Raw genomic sequence first — 17,111 nt, forward strand, 5'->3', positions numbered from 1 at the left:
GTTGATCCCTCCGTACCTGTCGCTGCCGCCGACCGACCGCGTGCTCTCCTCGCGCACCGGCTGGACCCGCGCGCACTGGGAGGCTCTCGCCGACCGGCTGCTCGGGGCGGTGTCGCCGTACGCCTCGCCCGGTTTCGCGCAGATCCGGCTTCCGGGCCGGGCGAGCTGGTCGGGAGTGGCGCTCGACGGGCTGGAGGGGTTCGCGCGCACGTTCCTGCTCGCCGCGTTCCGCCTCGCGGGCGCGGCGGGCGACGTCCCCGACCTCGCCGAGCGGTACGCCAGGGGCCTCGCAGCGGGCACCGACCCCGGCAGCGGCGAGGCGTGGCCCGAGCTGACCGACTGCTCGCAGCAGATGGTGGAGGCAGCCTCGATCGCGGTCGCGCTGCACGAGACCCGGCCGTGGCTGTGGGACCGGCTCGACGACGGCGTACGGGACCGGGTCGCCCACTGGCTCGGCGGCTTCGTCGGCAAGCGCACCTGGGACAACAACTGGATGTTGTTCCAGACGGTGACGGAGGAGTTCCTGAAGTCGGTGGGCGGGCCGTACGAGCAGCGGGAGATCGACCGCGGCCTGGAACGCATCGAGGACTGGTACGCCGGCGACGGCTGGTACACCGACGGCGGCTCGCGCAACTTCGACTACTACTGCGGCTGGGCGCTGCACCTGTACCCGCTGCTGTGGACGCGCATGTCGGGCGACGCGGAGCGGGCCGGCGTGTACACGAGCCGCCTGCACGAATTCCTCACGACATATCAGCATTTCTTCGGTGCGGACGGCGCGCCTGTCCATCACGGCCGCTCGCTCACCTACCGCTTCGCCGCCCTCGCGCCCGTCTGGCTGGGCGCGCTCACCGGCGCCACCCCGCTCGCGCCGGGCCAGACCAGGAAGCTCGCCTCCTCCGTGGCGCGCCACTTCGCCGAGCGCGGCGTGCCGGGCCCCGACGGGCTGCTCTCCCTCGGCTGGTACGAGCCGTTCCTGCCGGTGACGCAGGCGTACTCGGGGCCCGCGTCGCCGTACTGGGCGTCGAAGGGGTTCCTCGGGCTGCTGCTGCCGCCGGACCACCCGGTGTGGAGCGAGCGCGAGCAGCCGCTGCCCATCGACGAGCACGACGTCGTCGCGGCCGTCCCCGCCGCCGGGCTGCTCCTGCACGGCACCCGGCACGACGGGATCGTCCGCCTGCTCAACCACGGCAGCGACCACGGCGCGCCGCCCGACGACCCGCACTACGCCAAGCTCGCCTACTCCACCCGCACCGCCCCCGAGGCAGCCGAGCACGCCTGGGCCCGCGATCTGGACAACCACCTCGCGCTGGTCGCGCCCGGCGGCACCCCCTCGCGCCGTACCGTGATCACGCCGCTGACGTGCGCGGACGCCACCGCCTCCTCCTCCCATCGGACCGCGGGCGGCGCGCTCGTCACCAGCACCTCGGTCGTCCGCGGCCCCTGGGAGCTCCGCGTCCACGAGATCGCCGGTGGCGAGGGCGGCGTGCGTGAAGGTGGGTTCGCCGTGGCCGGGGACGTGCCGCCGACGGTGGCGACCGGGCGCGGATGGGCGATGGCGCGCCGCGCGGACGGCCTCACCTCCGCGATCGTCGCCCTGTACGGCTGGCGGCGGGCGAGCGTCGCGCGCGAGGTCGAGTCCAACGCGTTCGGCCCGCACTCGGCCGTCCCGTGCCTGCACGCCGACAAGCCCGGCCTGCACGTCTCGCTGGTCGTGCTCTCCGGCGACGCCGTGCACCCGGCCGCCCTCCGCGACGCGGTCACCGTGGACGTCTCCGCCCGCGAGGTCGTCATCGGCTTCCCCGACGGCACGTCCACGACCTTGACACGGTCTCCTGACCCGGACCGCAGTGCTTCATGATCGCAGGCCCTGGTGGCCGGCGACGCGCTCACCGCGTGACTCAGCTACGTCAGCGGCTCGGAGATCCAGAAGCTCGTGAACCGGTCGGCGCGGCCACCGGAGGCTACGCCGGAGCGGGGGAACATCCGCTAGCTCTCCGGCGGGAAGGCCCGCTTGTCTCAACAAGATCACTGCCGACAGGGTCGGATCGGCGCCTGTGACCGCGGGCGTCGATTACTGTCCCTCTCGTACGAGCGGATGGAAACTGGGGACCCGCTGGGGACCACACGCCCTGTTCACACGGGCGCGACCTGCAGGCCGACGAATGGCGTGCTCAGTGCATGAGTGTGTTTGACGTGCGGAAACGGCTGCTCCCATGTTCTGGGGGTCAAGGGGGCAACGTCCGATTGCCGAAGGGGGACGCGGTTCCTCGACCGCGGTACGCCCCGCATCTTCGGTGTGTCCACCTGCGGATCCGCGTGGCCGTGTGATCGTTCAGAGCTCGTGCCGAGGTGGTTGAGGAGGTCTCGCCCGAGCTGACGGAGACCATCACCATCAAGGTGGCCAGCCGTGTTCCACCCCAAGCCTCGTCGGACGCACGTCCGGCCAGGGCCGCGCCGTACCTGTCAGGCGCCATCAGGCGCGGTGGCGCCCGCCCTGGAGCGTTCCGCTCGCCAGCCGGCGGCAGCTCGGGCCGCGACGCCATCAGGCCACCTCGCAGCGGTCGATGCGGTGGCCGGCAAGCCACTGCTGCAGGTCGTGGACGTTGTAGAGGGGCGGGCGCGTTGTCAGCCGAGCGAAGGGGGCCCAGAGGCGGCTTCGTCGCGCCGGCAGCGGAGGGTGGACGGTTGGCGTGGCTGCGACTTCCTCGGTCGTGCGCCAGATGTGTGATGCGTCGTTGTTGTGCGGGATTTCGGCGGGTACTGCTGGAGGCCGGGTCCCGTGGGTGTGCGCCGCGGTCTTCCGGCCCCCGGACCGACGGACTAACATGGACGCCGCGCGCGCAGATTCCCGCGATCTTTAAGATTTTCTGCAAGATCCGTTGCAGAACTCCTCGATGGACGCGTGCTCTCGCTCGCCAACAGACTCCCTTCCTGAGATCCACAGCGGACCCGACCGATCGGGGCCGCTTCACAGGAAGCGCGATCTATGGCGAATCGATCCCGGAGAGTGGTGCCCGCAGGGCTCGCGCTCGTCCTGGCCCTCGTGACGGCGGGCTGCAACGCGAACTCGCAGTCCACCTCGCAGTCCACCGAGCCGACGAAGGGCAAGAACGCGGCGCCGCTGGAGTCCGTGCCCAAGGGCGGGACCCTGCACTACCTCTCGCGGCGCGCGACCGAGTCCTTCGAGACCGCCAACGCGCAGATGGTGCCGACCAGCCGGCTGCGGTGGGTGCACCGCGGGCTGACGTCGTGGCGGACGCTCCCCGACAAGGACACGGTGCTCGTGCCGGACCTCGCCACCGACACCGGCAAGACGGACGACGGCGGCAAGACGTGGACCTTCACGTTGAAGGAGGGCTTGAAGTTCTCCGACGGCAGCCCCATCACCGCCCAGGACGTGAAGTACGGCATCGAGCGGTCGTTCGCGCCGATGTTCCAGGGCGGCCTCGGCTACCACAAGACGCTGCTGGTCGGCGGCACCGACTACGACGGCCCGTACGACGGCAAGGAGCTCGACTCCATCGAGGTCGCCGGTGACCACAAGATCGTCTTCCGTCTGAAGCGTCCGTTCGGCAACTGGCCGTGGATCGTCAGCATGCCGGCCTTCGCGCCGGTGCCGGCCGCCGCCGACACCAAGCCGGAGACGTACGGCGAGCACCCGGTCGCCAGCGGCCCGTACCAGGTGACGAGTTTCCGCAAGGGGTCGCAGGCGGTGCTGGACCGCAACCCGAACTGGACGGCCGACAGCGACCAGGTGCGGTTCGCCGGCCCGGACAAGATCGTCCTTGACATGGGCCTGAACAACGACACGATCGTGCAGCGCCTCATCGACGACAAGGGCGAGGACCGGACCGCGATCAGCAACGCGCTCATCTCGCCGTCGCAGTTCCAGCGGATCGAGTCCGACCCGTCGATCTCCGGCCGCATGGCCAACAGCCCCTCGGGCTACTTCCGCTACCTCGCCATGAACGTCAAGCGCCCGAGCCTGTCCGACGTCCGCGTGCGGCAGGCGATCAACTACGCGGTCAACAAGGCCGAGCTGCAGAGCGTGTACGGCGGCCCGAAGTTCGGCGGCCAGATCGCCTCGACCATCATGACGCCCGGCATCCCCGGCTACACCGAGTACAACCTGTACGACGGCGGTGACACCGGCGACGTCGACAAGGCGAAGGAACTGCTCGCCGCCGCCGGCGTCTCCGACCTGAAGCTCACGCTGACCTATCCGACCGACGTGAGCGCGATCGAGGAGAAGGAAGCCCAGAGCATCAAGAACTCGCTGGCGCGGGTCGGCGTCAAGGTCGAGCTCAAGGGCCTGGACGCCAACACCTGGTCCGAGCTCATCTCGTCCGCCGACGGCGACTACGACATGACGACGAACGGCTGGGGAGCCGACTTCCCGAGCGGCATGAGCACCATCCAGCCACTGTTCGCGTCGAGCGAGATCGGCAACGGCGGCGGAAACGCCTCGAAGTTCTCCGACCCCAAGGTGGACGCCGCGATCGACGCCGCGATCGCGGAGCCGGACCTCGACAAGGCCGCCAGGATGTGGGCCGCGATCGACAAGCAGATCATGGAGCACGCCCCGGTCGTGCCGATCCTCGTGCAGCGCACGCAGGCCCTGGCCGGTTCGAAGATCATGAACTACTTCGTCCCCGCCTACCCGCCGTTCGCGAACGAGTTGGTCGTCGGTGTCGATCGCTGAGATCCAGCAGGCGGAGGGCCGGGGCGCCTCGGTCCTCGGCCGCTTCCTCCGGAAGCGGTCCGGCGTCGCCGGCCTGGTCATGCTGGTCGTGCCGCTCGTCGCGGGGCTCTGCGCCCCGCTGCTCGTGTGGATGGAGGGACAGGACCCGAACACCTTGCACACCGACGTGCTCGACCCGGACGGCGGCCGTCCGCTGGGCGCCTTCGGTGGCGTCAGCGCCGACCACTGGCTCGGTGTCGTCCCGGTGACGGGTGTCGACCTGTTCGCCCAGATCGTCTACGGCATCCGCTCGTCGCTGTTCATCGCGTTCGGGGCGAGCATCCTGTCGATCGCCTTCGCCGCCGTCCTCGGTACGGCGATCGGGTACTTCGGCGGCTGGCTCAACGCGGTCGCGGGGCGGGTGATCGACTTCATGTTCGGTTTCCCGGGCCTGATGTTCGTCATCGCGATCATGGCGATCGTGCCGCCGGAGATGCCGCGGGGCCTGGTCCTCGTGCTCGTGCTGGCCTTCTTCGGCTGGACCGTCCCGGCCCGGATCATCGGCGCCCAGGCCGGCGCCCTCAACGCCCGCGCCTTCGTCGAGGCGGCGCGCGCGACCGGGGCCGCACCCTGGCAGATCATCCGCAGGGAGATGCTGCCGCACCTCTTCGGCCTGGTCGTCGTCCTGTTCGCGATGTCACTGCCCGGCAACGTCAGCGTGGTCGCGGGACTGTCGTTCCTCGGCGTCGGCCTGCGTGGCGACGTTCCCGACCTCGGCAAACTGCTTTCCGACTCGCTGCCGTGGATCTACAGCGGTGCGGACGTCTGGTACATGCTCTTCCCGGGCGCCGTGGTGTTCCTGATCGTATTCGGCGCCACGCTCGCCGGTGACGCGCTCCGCGACGTCCTCGACGTGCGCATGGAGGATTCCGCATGATCGTCTACATTGCCCGCCGCATGGCCACCGCGGTGTTCATGCTCCTCGCGATCGCCTTCGTGACGATAGCCCTCTTCTTCGGGGCCTCGAAGGACCCGGCCCGCGCCATGTGCGGCAAGCCGTGCCCGCCCGAGACCCGGGCCAAGGTCAGCGCCTACATGCAGACCGACCAGAGCCCGGTGTGGCAGTACGGCCAGTTCGTGAAGGGCCTCTTCGCCGGCCGTACGTACGGCGAGGGCGCCCAGCAGGTGCACTGCCAGGCGCCCTGCTTCGGCTACTCGTTCCCGAACCGCAGCGACGTGACGACGCTCATCGCCGAGCGGCTGCCCGTCACGTTGTCGCTCGCGTTGGGCGCGGCCGTTCTGTGCCTCGTCGTGGGCATCGGCCTCGGCGCGTTGTCGGCGATACGCAAGGGCGGGATCGTGGACCGGTTCTCGATCGGCTTCGCGATGTTCGGGCTGTCGGTCCCGACCTTCCTCGTCGGCCTGCTCGTCGTCCAGGTCTTCGGCTTCATGCTCAACGCGCTGCCGTACTCCGGCTTCGTGCCGTTCTCGGAGTCACCTGCGGGTTGGGCCTGGCACCTGATCGGTCCGTGGATGGTGCTGTCGTTCATCCTGGCCGCCGGCTACATCCGGGTCACCCGCACGCAGCTGCTCAACGAACTCTCGGCCGACCACCTCGTCGCGATGACCGCCCGTGGCGCGTCGGCCCGGCGGGTGAACCGGCACGCCGTCCGCGGCGTGATGGTGCCGGTCGTGGCGATGTTCGCGCTCGACGTCACCGCGCTCCTGGGCGGCTCGGTGATCGCGGAGAAGGTCTTCAGCCTGCACGGGCTCGGCGACCTGCTGCTGTCCGGCGTGAACGAGTCCGACCTGAGCATCGTCGTCGGGGTGACGCTCTTCTCCGCCTTCCTCATCATCGTCGGCAATCTGATCGCCGACCTGCTGATGCCGCTTCTCGACCCGAGGATCCGCCGTGCCTGACCCCGTACTCCAGATCGAGGACCTGTGCGTCTCGTTCACCGGCGGCGGCGTCACCGCCGAGGTCGTGCGGGACCTCTCCGTGAGGCTGGACGGCGGCCGCACGCTCGCCGTGGTCGGCGAGTCGGGGTCGGGCAAGACGATCACCGGCCGGGCGATCATGCGGCTGCTGCCGCGCGGGGCGAGCGCCCGGGGCCGGATCGTCGTCGCCGGGCGGGAGATGCTCTCCGCCGACGAGCGCGAGCTGCGCCGGGCCCGCGGCTCCGACGTGGCCATGGTGTTCCAGGACTCGATGTCCGCGCTCAGCCCGTACCTCGACATCGGCGCGCACATCGCCCAGGCGGTCCGCCTGCACGCCCCGTCGGTCACCCGTCGCGCCGCGCGGGCCCGTGCGGTCGAGATGCTCGACCGGGTCGGCATCCCCGAGCCCGCGGAGGCCGTACGCCGCTTCCCGCACGAGTTCTCCGGCGGGATGCGGCAACGGGCGGTGATCGCGATGGCCCTGGTGAACCGGCCGGCGCTGCTCATCGCCGACGAGCCGACCACTGCGCTCGACGTGACGGTGCAGGCGCAGATCCTGGCCCTGCTCCGCGGGCTCCAGCAGGAGTACGGCATGGCGATGCTCTTGATCAGCCACGACTTCGGGGTGGTGGCGAGTGCGGCGGACGACGTCCTCGTGCTGTACGCCGGCCGCCAGGCCGAGTACGGCAGCCTCCGCGACATCTTCGATCAGCCCGCCCACCCGTACACCGCCGGCCTCCGGGCGGCCACGCCGCGGCTGGACGCCCGGCTCGACATCGGTGGGGAGCGGACCCGGCTGCGCGCCATCCCCGGCACGCCCACGTCGCTGCGCGACGCCGGACCGGGTTGCGCCTTCGCGCCGCGCTGCGGCTTCGCCGACCAGGTCGGCGCACGCTGTGTCGTGGAGGTACCGCTGCCCACCGTCCGCCCGGCCGGCGAGGGCGGCGGCGTGCACCTCGCGGCCTGCCACCTCGATCGGCTCCCCGAACCGCAGGAGGTCGCCCCGTGAGCCAGCCGATCCTGGAGATGACCGACGTCAGCAAGCGGTACCGCACCGCCGGCGGCTTCGGCCGCGGCCGCAAGGGCCTCCTCGCCGTGGACGGCGTCTCGCTCCACGTCGAGCGGGGCGAGGCGCTCGGCCTGGTCGGCGAGTCCGGCTCGGGCAAGTCCACGCTGGCGCGGATGGCCAACGGCCTGGTGGTGCCGACGTCCGGCACCGTCCGTACGGACGGGCAGGACGTCGCCCGCCTCGGCCGGCGAGGACTGCGGCGGCTGCGGCGCAACGTCGCCATGGTCTTCCAGGACCCGCTGGCGTCGCTGAACCCGCTGCAGACCGTGCGGCAGACGCTGGAGAACGTCTTCCGCGCGCACGGCGAGACGACGTCGACCGCCGAACTGGTCGCGCTGCTGGAGTCGGTCGGCCTCGGCGCCGACTACCTGGGGCGCTACCCGCACGAGGCGTCCGGCGGGCAGCTCCAGCGCGTCGCCGTGGCACGCGCGCTCGCCCTCAAACCGGATCTGATCATCGCGGACGAGCCGACCTCGGCGCTCGACGTGTCGGTCCGCGCCCAGATCCTCAACCTGCTGGCCGACCTGCAGCGCGACCAGGGGATCTCGTTCCTCCACGTCAGCCACGACCTGGCGGTGATCCGGCTCTACAGCGACCGCGTCGCCGTCATGCAGCGCGGCCGCATCGTCGAGACCGGCTCGTCCGACGAGATCTTCCGCTCCCCGCAGCACCCCTGCACACGCGCGCTGGTCGAGGCGACACCGGAGGCGGAACTGCTGACCTGACCTGCGGGCGCGTTGCGCGACGCCGAAGAGGCGTGCCACGATCATGACCATGATCCACCGAACGACAACCCCGTCGTGAGCCGGCCGGGGGCCGGCGCGACAGAGCAGTGAATGAGGACACGTGGGAACAGACCTGTTCGTCCGAGAGTATGGGCGGGACGCAGCAGATGCGCCTTCCATCCTCATCCTCCACGGCGCCGTGGAGTCCGGCGCGTGCTACGGTGACGCCGTCGACCGCTGGGGCGGCGACTACCACATCGTGGCGCCGGACGCACGGGGCCACGGGGAGTCGCCCGGCCGCCTGCCCGAGCACGAGGGCGTTCCGTCCACCGACGTGATGGTGCAGGACGCGATCGACATCCTCAAGGACATGCTCGACGAGACCGGGCGCAGGACGCTCGTCGTCGGGCACTCCATGGGCGCGCGGATCGCGGCCTTCGTCGCCGCGGACGCCCCCCACCTCGTGGCCGGCGTCGTGCTCGAGGACCCGCCATGGTGGGTGCCGGAGGCCGGCCCCAACCCGTGGCTCAGCGTCGAGCAGACCACCAAGGACCCCTTCGACTACGCCGACACGGCGTCGGTCGAGGAGCTCATGGACATGCAGCGCGAGCTCAAGCCCCACTGGTCGGAGCAGGAGCTGCGGCCGCTCGCCGAGGCGATGAAGGCCGTCGACATCGACTACATGCAGCAGCGGGTCCACGAGAAGCGCCGGATCTGGACGCCGACCGCGCGGCAGATCACGGTCGGCCCGGCCGGCGTGCCGGCGCTGCTGGTCACCGGCACCGGCGACGTCATCGTCGACAAGCACTCCCGTGAGCGGCTCACGGCCGTCGCGCCCGGCTTCGACGTCGTCGTGATCGAGGGCGCCCACCACTGTGTGCGCCGTGACAAGCCGGAGGAGTACCACCGGCACGTCGACGCCTTCCTCCGCGAGAACGCGCCGCCGGCCGGAACCGTCACTCGACGCTGAAGGTGTCGGATCGCGCGAGCGGGCCGTAGATCTCCGAGTCCGGCTCGGCGACGGCGGCCCGCATCGCCTCAAGCCCCGCCCGTACGACGGGATGACGCTGGTTGTCGCGCCGCGTCGTCATGATCACCTTGCGCAGCGGCGCGATGCCGCGCGTCGGCAGGATCGTCACCCAGTCGGCGTCGCGGGCGTAGAGCGCGGACTCCGGCACCAGGCAGATCCCCGCCTCCGCGGCGACCAGCGCCAGCGCGGCGCGGTAGTCGTCCGAGACATGGCTGATCGGCGGGTGGAAGCCGAGCTCCGCGCACGCCTGCAGCACCATCGTGCGGCACGGATTACCGGGGGAGGGCATGATCCAGCCCTCCTCGGCGAGCTGGGTGAGCGCGACGCCCTCCTCACCGGCCAGCGGATGCGCCTGGGGGAGGACGGCCTTGAACCGCTCGATGTAGAGCGGGAACTTCACGACGTCGGGGGAGTCGCGCTCGGGGTTGGACTCGTACTCCAGGCTGACGGTCATGTCGATGTCGCCGCGCATCAGCATCCGGTGGCTCATGTGCACCTCCGCGTCGACGACCGTGACGTCGACCCCCGGCGCCTTGTGGCGCAGCTCGACGATGGCGGGCGCCACCAGCCAGCTGATCGCCGTGGGGAACGCGCCGATCCGGAGCTGCCCCAGGACACCGCCCGCGTGCGCGGCCAGGTCGGCCTCGGCGATCTTCAGGAGTGAGCTGATCTCCTCGGCGTGCCCGGCGAGGATGCGCCCGGCCGGCGTGAGCACCAGCTTGCGCCCCGTGCGGACGACGAGCGCGTGCCCGACCTCGCGTTCGAGCGCCGCGAGCTGCTGCGACACGGCGGACGGCGTCAGGTGCAGCGCCGCCGCGGTCGCGGTGACCGAGTCGGACAGCACGAAGGCACGGAGGATGAGGAGACGTCGGGGGTCGATCGTGGGCACGCGGGCTCCGTGGCGGGTCGGCCGGGCATCCGTCGCGGCGCATCCGCGCGGGGGACCAGGGACCCCGATGCTAGCGTGCGCCTCCGGACGCGTCCGCTCCGGCATGGTTTACCGCTCAACTGTCCAATTACGTGACCTCAGCTGTGGTTGCACAGTGCGTTAGTATCCGTCGATGTTTGTCTGTGACATTGGGTTTGCCTGGTTTCCGGCCTGACCGTGTCCGAGATCGCCTGTGCTTCCTGGCAGAGGAGAGCGCCGCGGGCAGCGGATCACCCGCGCGAGGGCCAAGATCAAGGCGACTCGCATCCCTCGCCGGGTGCCATTCATCAAGCTCTGACCTGCGGCAAGAGGATATGAACCCGAGACAACGATCGGGAAGGCCACGGATCCGGCCGCAGGAACGGTAAGGGCATCGGCGGCGTCATCGTCACCGATGAGCCCATGCCGCCCATGGCCCTGCACCTGCGCGACCAAGGCCTCAGTCCGCGCGAGATCGCCTCCCGCCTGATCATCACCCAGGCCGCCCAGACAGGCCGGCCCCCTCCTCGGCCACGGTCATGCGCATGCTTCGCGACCACGACACCGGCATCACCGAGCTGAGCGCCGAAGCCGGCAATCCGCGGCAACGGCGGTGATCCCTGGTCCGCGCCCGGGCCGCGGACTGTCCTTCACCATGATCCGACGTCGCGATCGAACCGAGACGCCAATCGGAGGACGCTGCGTTATCGCAGCTCAGGCGCTACTTCGCTGGACATTTCTGCACTGCTGCTGGGATCCCATCAGATGCTCACGAGTCGTACTAATTGTGAGATCTTTCATAACTGCCGGATAACAGAGATCATTTCTGACTAGGGTGGCCCCGTGATTCTGACTAGATCAACAAGTCGTCGGCGGCGTGTCCTGTCCGGGCTCGCCGCCACAGCCGTCCTGCTGGGCGGCCTCGTCGCGCCGCTCCCTGCGAATGCGGAGGCGGACAACGGCTCCACAAGCGCGCTGGCGTACTTCCTGCAACAGGCGCTCGGCCGTCAGCGGTTCGAGCAGGTCCTGGACACCAGCCCGCCGACGAGTGCGACCGACCTGAACGCGCTGCGGCGGGAGGGGGCCGCCAAGGAGGCGAAGCAGGTCCCGCAGAAGGCCGACCTGCGCGCGGCCGCCGCGGCCGCCGCGCCGATCACGCAGCAGCCCCAGATCGACCTGACCGTCATCGAACTGGACAGGCTCGGCCGCCCCCTGTCCTCCGGCACCGTGCTGATGAGCCCGCAGTACCCGGAGGGCAAGATCGTCCCGATGGACGACAAGCTGCGCACTTCGGCCGTCCGCTGGAGGCAGTGGGACGACGCCGGCTGGTACGCCAACCGCGGCCAAGGCAGCATCGACATCGTGCCGGGCCGCGAGAACGCCGCCATCGACTTCATGAGCCCCTACCCGGCCTCCGTCCTGAAGCTGATGGTGGGCTTCGGGGTGCTGCGACTGGTGGACGCGGGCCAGATCTCGCTCGACGACACCTACGCCTACCAGCCGGTCACGGTCAGCTCGTTGTGCGGCCCCGCCCGCAGCGACACGGTCCGCAACTTCCTCGACGCCGCGCTCACCTGGTCGTCCAACGCCGCCGCCTGCGCCATGGTCAAGCTGCTGCACGACAAGGGCGCGGTGAACGGCCTCAACCAGACCTTCCAGGACCTCGGCCTGGAGACGCTCCAGCTCAAGAACACCAATCCCGACAACGGCGCGCGATGGGGCAACCCCGTCACCATGACGTCGCTCGACACGGCGAAGCTGCTGACGCTGGTCAACGGCGGGGCGGGAACCCTGTGGAAGACTACGGGCGGCACCGCGGTCACGGCCGACGTCCTGAGCGACGCCTCCCGCACGTTCTTCAGGAGCAGGCTGGCCGAGCAGGGCATGAACGTCACCCTCTCCACCACCAACTGGTGCGGCGCGGACTATCCCTCTCCCGGCATCCCGCAGCTCACGCCCTCGCGGTGGCTCGGCGCCGACGGCACTGTGACGATTCCCGGCCAGGGCATCTCCTACGGCCGCGACGTGCGACCGTGCGATCAGAAGGCCGAGGTGACCTACGCCCACAAGAACGGCTGGGTGAACAACTCCGGCGCCGACGCGGGGATCGTGAAGGCCCTGCCCGGCAAGGGCGGCCGCACGTACGTCGTTGCCCTGTTCTCCAACCTCGGCTACCAGTACGTCGACCCGAACCGTCCCGCGACAGGCGCGGAGAACGTCTGGTTCACTGAGCGCCTGGCGAAGCTGGGCAAGGCCATCGACGAGTACGAGAAGCGCCGCTTCGGCTGACCCCGCCGTCAAGCCGAGCCGGTCAGGTCGCCGTGGTACCCGGCAGCCTGACCGGCGACGACCTGTGATCACACGCCCGTCCCGGCCAGGCCCCCGCGCGGCGGCTGTCAGCTCGCCGCCCACCGTCCGGTTCAGAGCGGCTGCGACCGAGCGCTCATGTTCGCCGGTCCATTCCACCTCCGGGTCAGCTTCCAGCGGGCCGAGCGCCACGGACGGGATCGCCGGAGCGGCCGGTTCCTGACAGCCTCCCGCCAGACCCGTCCACGCCGCGCGCAACCTGCACGTCGACCAGGTCGAGCGTGTGCGCCACCGTGTCGTCCGAGACCATGGTGGGCGGGACCACCTATATCGCCCCATTCTCAGAGCTGGACCGGGATGGCAGATGCCCGGCCACATCCGACCTGCACACCCGACGCGGAACGCACTCTCACCGGGACAACCATTGAAGGTTCACGGTGTGCAGGGGATCCTGGCAGCGCACGGGACAGGCACGGATTCTCTTCCTGAGGGCGAGGCACATGGTCAGTCTGATATCGGCTGTCATCGCGGTGCTGGGTGCGGTCTCGACGGCAGGGATCGGCTTCTGGTGGCAGTCTCGTCTGAAGAACGTCGAGCGTCTGGACTACATGACTCGCTATCGGAACTCCCTACTATGGGTCGCCTTTGATCTACAGAGCAGGATCTACAACATCCTCTTCGGCCATCAGGTCGACCGTGCTGCAGGTGCTGGCTTCATGCAGGCGCTCATGCTTGACGGAAGCGCACGTGAAGCGAAATACGCTCGATTCAGCACTGCATATGTCTTTGCGGAATATCTCGGATGGGCCGAGATCTTCCGGCGGGACATCCGATTCTTGGACCTCGGCAAGAATCGCCGTACCGCGGAGTGCTGCTCTGCCTCGCGAGCATCAGCCGCACACTCAGCACCGCCCGCATCCCGGGAACGGACTATCGGCTGTTCCGAGCCGACCAGCGGGCTATCGGTGAGCTTATGATCGCTGATGACAGCAGTCCTGGGAACCGCTGGTGTCGCGGCTACGCCGAATTCACCCGCAAGGTCCAAGATGACGACGAATTTCGGGACTGGACTCAGGAGCTGTTCCAGCACATCGAGAACGCAGCGCACTCGCCGGACGGGGCGACGGAGCGGCTTGTGCGGATGCAGCATCAATTGGTCGAGCTCATTGATCTCCTCGATCCCGACCAGGCTCGGTTTCCGGCCAGTGAACGCACACGTTTCCGGTCAGCCGAGCCACTCACCGACCTTGAGCCCTATCAGGTCAGCCGTCTTGGACCCGCGAGACAGGATCGCTAGCGCTGTAACCGGAATCGAACCAATAGGTCTGGTCGGATACCCTCTGCGGTTGATCGCGTGCTCGTGAACTGCCGGGCATGCAGATCTCTTGCGTGAACTCATCGACGATGCCGCCGGCCTGTGAACGTCTTTCCGTAAATCCCCGCACTGATCGATCAAGGCACCAGAGCTTCCCGTACGGGAAACGATCTTTGCGCTGGGGAGAGATCATAAGAGCCCGCGCATTCGCTCAGCTCAGACCCATTCGTGAACGGCGCTCCAAAGAATGAGGGAAACGCTCCTGCGAGAAATGACCATTCCCCGCTGTCCAGGGCGGCGTGCCACTCGCACGCAGGCTCGGCATGGTGCAGAGAACGAACGGGGAAGAGCCCTTGTGGAGGCCAGAGCATGGCTACCACGGCACCAGCCGCCGGCCTGGTGCTCCGCGGCCCGTCAGGGCGCTGCCCTGGTAGGCCCGGCGGCAGCCGCGTTCGGCGCGATGGTCGCGATCCACACCTACGCCCTCGACGGCACCGCCCCGTGGCAACTCCTCACCACACCGGGCGCCCTGCAAGCCGACCTGCACGGGCGGATGGCGGCGTGGGCACTGCTGTTCGGCCTGCCGTCCATCGCACTGGCCGCCGTGCTGTGAGCCGCGACCGGCTCCCCTGGGAGGTGCCGCTATCAGCGGCGCCATCGCCGTAGCCGCGGCGGGCTGCGCCGCAGCGCCGCTGCTCGCGCTCGTGATACCGGCCGCGCCTGGACCTGACCGGCCGCCGCCGACAAGGACGGTGCTGCTCTTCCAACTGACTGATCTGAACGCGTCCTGCTCATCCGAGCTTCGCGGCACGCCGTCGCCGAGGCCCTCCGCGACGCCCCAGACGGAGCCCGCCCTGTGATACCCGACCAATCCCGCCCCGGACGCGGGCTTCCGGGAGCCCTGGTCGCTTCGGTGTCCTGTCGGTTCCCGTAGGGGATCGCCGCGTCGTTTTCGGAGACGTCGTCCGCAATAATCCGTTTGTGTGTCACCACAGCCCGCTGTCAGTATGAGGGCCCATGCGTCACCCTCTTGAAACGCTGGACTGGCCGATTTCCACCGAGCGGCTGCTGTTGCGCCGGGCTTCCCCTGACGACCTGGACGCGACCTGGGCCTTCCGGCAGCTGCCGGAGACTCACGAATGGATCGCGGCCGCCACAGAGACCTACGACGACTACCGTGAGCGTTTCCTCAGCGAGGAGCGGCTCGCAGACCTGCTCATCGTCGAGCTGGACGGCCGGGTGATCGGCGACCTGACACTGAGGGTCGAGGACGGTTGGGCCCAGGAAGAGGTCGCTGACCAGGCGAGAAGCGTCCAAGGAGAGCTCGGGTGGACGCTCGATCCCGCCTACGGCGGCAAGGGCTACGCCACCGAAGCGGTGCGCGCCCTCATCGACGTCTCCTTCAGGAGTCTTGGCCTGCGCCGCCTGCACGCGGACTGCTTCTACGACAACGAATCCTCGTGGCGGCTGATGGAGCGGGTCGGGATGCGCCGCGAACAGCACACGGTGAGAGACTCACTCCACCGCACCAAGGGATGGCTCGACGGTCTCTCATACGCGCTCCTGGCCGAGGAATGGCCCGCTCACGAGTGATGACGGCGGGGACGCTTGGGAGCCCTCGCCGGGACGAAGATCACGCTCTCACTCATGCCCGCGGTCGCTCTCCTGCCGGCGCTGCGGACGGTCATGCCGCCTACCGGTTCACCGGCCTGCTCACCCATGCAGCGCGCTCCCGGGCCGGCCGAGCCTGGCCCACCGGCCGGCTCCGGCACGCCAGCCACTGAAGCCGCTTCCCTCCGCCGCCGTCGAGCCCAGCATGCTGCGGGGGCAGCGGGACCACACCGCCGCTGCCATGGTGGACGCGCCGAGCAGCACGCGTCTGGATTGTCCTGCTGATCAGGAGACCTTGAGCACGAGCTTGCCCGTGGTCGTGCCGGACTCGAGGCGCCGGTGGGCCTCGGCCGCCTGATCCAGCGTCAGTTCCTCGACGCGCAGCAGCAGGTCGCCTGCCGCCACGGCGGCGACGGCGCGGCGCAGTGCACGTCCCGCCTCTGCGGGAAAGGCGGCGGAGAAGGCGGCCAAGTTGAATCCCGACACGGTCTTGTCCGTGAACCACAGCTCGTTGGCCGGGATGCCGACGTCCTCGGCGCCACTGGCGTTGCCCATGACGATCAGGCGGCCCATCGGGTTGAGCGCGTCGATTCCGGTACGGCGCGTCGTGCCGCCCACCATGTCGATCACGATGTCGAAGCCGGAAGGGTGTTCCTCGCGGAGCACCACTTCTTGGTAGCCGAAGCCCCTGGCGGTTTCGATCTTGGCGTGGCTGCCGACCGTGCCGGCCACGCGGCCCGCGCCGAGCAGCTTGGCTGCCTGACCGAGCTGGCTGCCCACCCCGCCGGCCGCCGCATGCACCAGAACGCTCTCGCGGGGCGCGATGCGGGCCACTTTGTCGAGCACGAGGAAAGCGGTGGTGCTGTTGGACGGGATCGCCGCGGCGACGTCCAGGCCGAGGTCGAGGTCGTCGAGCGGGGCGATCCGGTCAGCGGAGGTGGTGACCACCTCGGCGTAGCCGCTGCTGTCGACGACGGTCAGCGCAGCCACGGGCTGGCCGGCGCGCAGGCCGGTCACACCGGGGCCGAGGGCGCGGATGTGGCCGGAGACCTCGATGCCGGGCACGAAGGGCAGCGGCACCGGAGCGACGCCCTTCCGCTGCCAGCGCCGGAACAAGCCGTACACGGAGAACCGGTGGCCGTAGCAGCCAGGCGCGTCCCGCCGCGGCGCCCCCGTCCGGAGCCGCCATCGGATCCCGTCGATCAACTGCCGCCTGCTCCACTTCGGCGGACGCCCCTTGCCCAATGCGGCAGGCTCACCCCTGTGATCTTTCGAAACACGCGCCAGTGCGCCCAGGTCGGTGAGTTTGGGCAGGTTCGGCCGGTGGCCGGCAGCACCACATCGACGGGGCCGGGACGGCCAGGGGGTCGCCGGAGGAGCTCCGGTCGCGAGCGGTCGGCGATGGTGGCCAGAGAGTGAGCGGGGTGCGCGAAGACCGTCTCCCGCGATCGTGCCCGCACGAACGGTTGATCAAGGTATCGTCCTCGGCGCGTGCCCGCCCGCCGTGCTCGCGGCCTTCGAGGGA

14 protein-coding genes are annotated in these 17,111 nt (G+C 69.7%); 12 read left to right on the plus strand and 2 right to left on the minus strand.

All coding sequences use genetic code 11. From position 1 onward, the window contains the following. Position 1 precedes the first annotated feature (1 nt). The 7 genes from AB0J46_RS37110 (at position 2) to AB0J46_RS37140 (ending at position 9,386) form a co-directional block, all read left to right on the plus strand. Positions 2-1,861: a DUF2264 domain-containing protein gene (locus AB0J46_RS37110; protein ID WP_364338895.1), complete on the plus strand. Its 1,860-nt coding sequence runs from the start codon at positions 2-4 to the stop codon at positions 1,859-1,861. A 1,128-nt stretch (positions 1,862-2,989) separates the two neighbouring features. After that, complete coding sequence (locus AB0J46_RS37115) at positions 2,990-4,705, plus strand: ABC transporter substrate-binding protein (protein ID WP_364338897.1); 1,716 nt, start codon at positions 2,990-2,992, stop codon at positions 4,703-4,705. Next, positions 4,692-5,621, plus strand: coding sequence for an ABC transporter permease (locus AB0J46_RS37120; RefSeq protein WP_364338899.1), 930 nt, complete (start codon positions 4,692-4,694; stop codon positions 5,619-5,621). The genes AB0J46_RS37115 and AB0J46_RS37120 overlap by 14 nt, the downstream gene beginning before the upstream one ends. Further along, on the plus strand, positions 5,618-6,604 hold the full coding sequence (locus AB0J46_RS37125; protein WP_364338901.1) for an ABC transporter permease: 987 nt from the start codon (positions 5,618-5,620) through the stop codon (positions 6,602-6,604). The genes AB0J46_RS37120 and AB0J46_RS37125 overlap by 4 nt, the downstream gene beginning before the upstream one ends. Then, positions 6,597-7,631 carry an ABC transporter ATP-binding protein gene (locus AB0J46_RS37130; protein WP_364338903.1) on the plus strand — a complete coding sequence of 345 codons (1,035 nt, stop codon included), beginning with the start codon at positions 6,597-6,599 and terminating at the stop codon, positions 7,629-7,631. The genes AB0J46_RS37125 and AB0J46_RS37130 overlap by 8 nt, the downstream gene beginning before the upstream one ends. Beyond that, complete coding sequence (locus AB0J46_RS37135; RefSeq protein WP_364338905.1) at positions 7,628-8,416, plus strand: ATP-binding cassette domain-containing protein; 789 nt, start codon at positions 7,628-7,630, stop codon at positions 8,414-8,416. The genes AB0J46_RS37130 and AB0J46_RS37135 overlap by 4 nt, the downstream gene beginning before the upstream one ends. Before the next feature lie 121 nt (positions 8,417-8,537). After that, positions 8,538-9,386 (plus strand): alpha/beta fold hydrolase, encoded by an 849-nt coding sequence (locus AB0J46_RS37140; RefSeq protein WP_364338907.1) that lies wholly within the window; start codon positions 8,538-8,540, stop codon positions 9,384-9,386. Here AB0J46_RS37140 and AB0J46_RS37145 read toward each other — a convergent pair. Then, positions 9,373-10,335, minus strand: a complete 963-nt coding sequence (locus tag AB0J46_RS37145; RefSeq protein ID WP_364338910.1) for a LysR family transcriptional regulator — start codon at positions 10,333-10,335, stop codon at positions 9,373-9,375. The genes AB0J46_RS37140 and AB0J46_RS37145 overlap by 14 nt on opposite strands. Positions 10,336-11,196: 861 nt before the next feature. Between AB0J46_RS37145 and AB0J46_RS37150 the strand changes: the two genes are divergently transcribed. The 5 genes from AB0J46_RS37150 (at position 11,197) to AB0J46_RS37170 (ending at position 15,568) form a co-directional block, all read left to right on the plus strand. Beyond that, a complete protein-coding gene (locus AB0J46_RS37150; protein WP_364338912.1) occupies positions 11,197-12,642 on the plus strand; it encodes a serine hydrolase in 1,446 nt (481 codons plus the stop codon). A 518-nt stretch (positions 12,643-13,160) separates the two neighbouring features. Continuing rightward, entirely contained in the window at positions 13,161-13,637 is a 477-nt protein-coding gene (locus AB0J46_RS37155) for a hypothetical protein (protein WP_364338914.1), read from the plus strand. Then, positions 13,634-13,957 carry a hypothetical protein gene (locus AB0J46_RS37160; protein WP_364338916.1) on the plus strand — a complete coding sequence of 108 codons (324 nt, stop codon included), beginning with the start codon at positions 13,634-13,636 and terminating at the stop codon, positions 13,955-13,957. Before AB0J46_RS37155 ends, AB0J46_RS37160 begins: the two co-directional genes overlap by 4 nt. A gap of 478 nt (positions 13,958-14,435) precedes the next feature. Beyond that, positions 14,436-14,588, plus strand: a complete 153-nt coding sequence (locus tag AB0J46_RS37165) for a hypothetical protein (protein ID WP_364338918.1) — start codon at positions 14,436-14,438, stop codon at positions 14,586-14,588. 404 nt (positions 14,589-14,992) lie between these two features. Continuing rightward, positions 14,993-15,568, plus strand: a complete 576-nt coding sequence (locus AB0J46_RS37170) for a GNAT family N-acetyltransferase (protein ID WP_364338920.1) — start codon at positions 14,993-14,995, stop codon at positions 15,566-15,568. A gap of 303 nt (positions 15,569-15,871) precedes the next feature. Here the strand turns inward: AB0J46_RS37170 and AB0J46_RS37175 are convergent, their stop codons facing one another. Beyond that, on the minus strand, positions 15,872-16,831 hold the full coding sequence (locus AB0J46_RS37175; RefSeq protein ID WP_364338922.1) for a zinc-binding dehydrogenase: 960 nt from the start codon (positions 16,829-16,831) through the stop codon (positions 15,872-15,874). Between the last annotated feature and the right edge of the window lie 280 nt (positions 16,832-17,111).

Origin of the sequence: Nonomuraea sp. NPDC049758 (assembly GCF_040674635.1) — a bacterium.
Classification (GTDB): Bacteria; Actinomycetota; Actinomycetes; order Streptosporangiales; family Streptosporangiaceae; genus Nonomuraea.

Coding starts and splice junctions, on each gene's coding strand:
- AB0J46_RS37115 (WP_364338897.1), top strand. CDS start 2,990: ATGGCGAATCGATCCCGGAGAGTGGTGCCCGCAGGGCTCGCGCTCGTC.
- AB0J46_RS37125 (WP_364338901.1), top strand. CDS start 5,618: ATGATCGTCTACATTGCCCGCCGCATGGCCACCGCGGTGTTCATGCTC.
- AB0J46_RS37155 (WP_364338914.1), top strand. CDS start 13,161: ATGGTCAGTCTGATATCGGCTGTCATCGCGGTGCTGGGTGCGGTCTCG.
- AB0J46_RS37160 (WP_364338916.1), top strand. CDS start 13,634: ATGATCGCTGATGACAGCAGTCCTGGGAACCGCTGGTGTCGCGGCTAC.
- AB0J46_RS37165 (WP_364338918.1), top strand. CDS start 14,436: ATGGTCGCGATCCACACCTACGCCCTCGACGGCACCGCCCCGTGGCAA.
- AB0J46_RS37170 (WP_364338920.1), top strand. CDS start 14,993: ATGCGTCACCCTCTTGAAACGCTGGACTGGCCGATTTCCACCGAGCGG.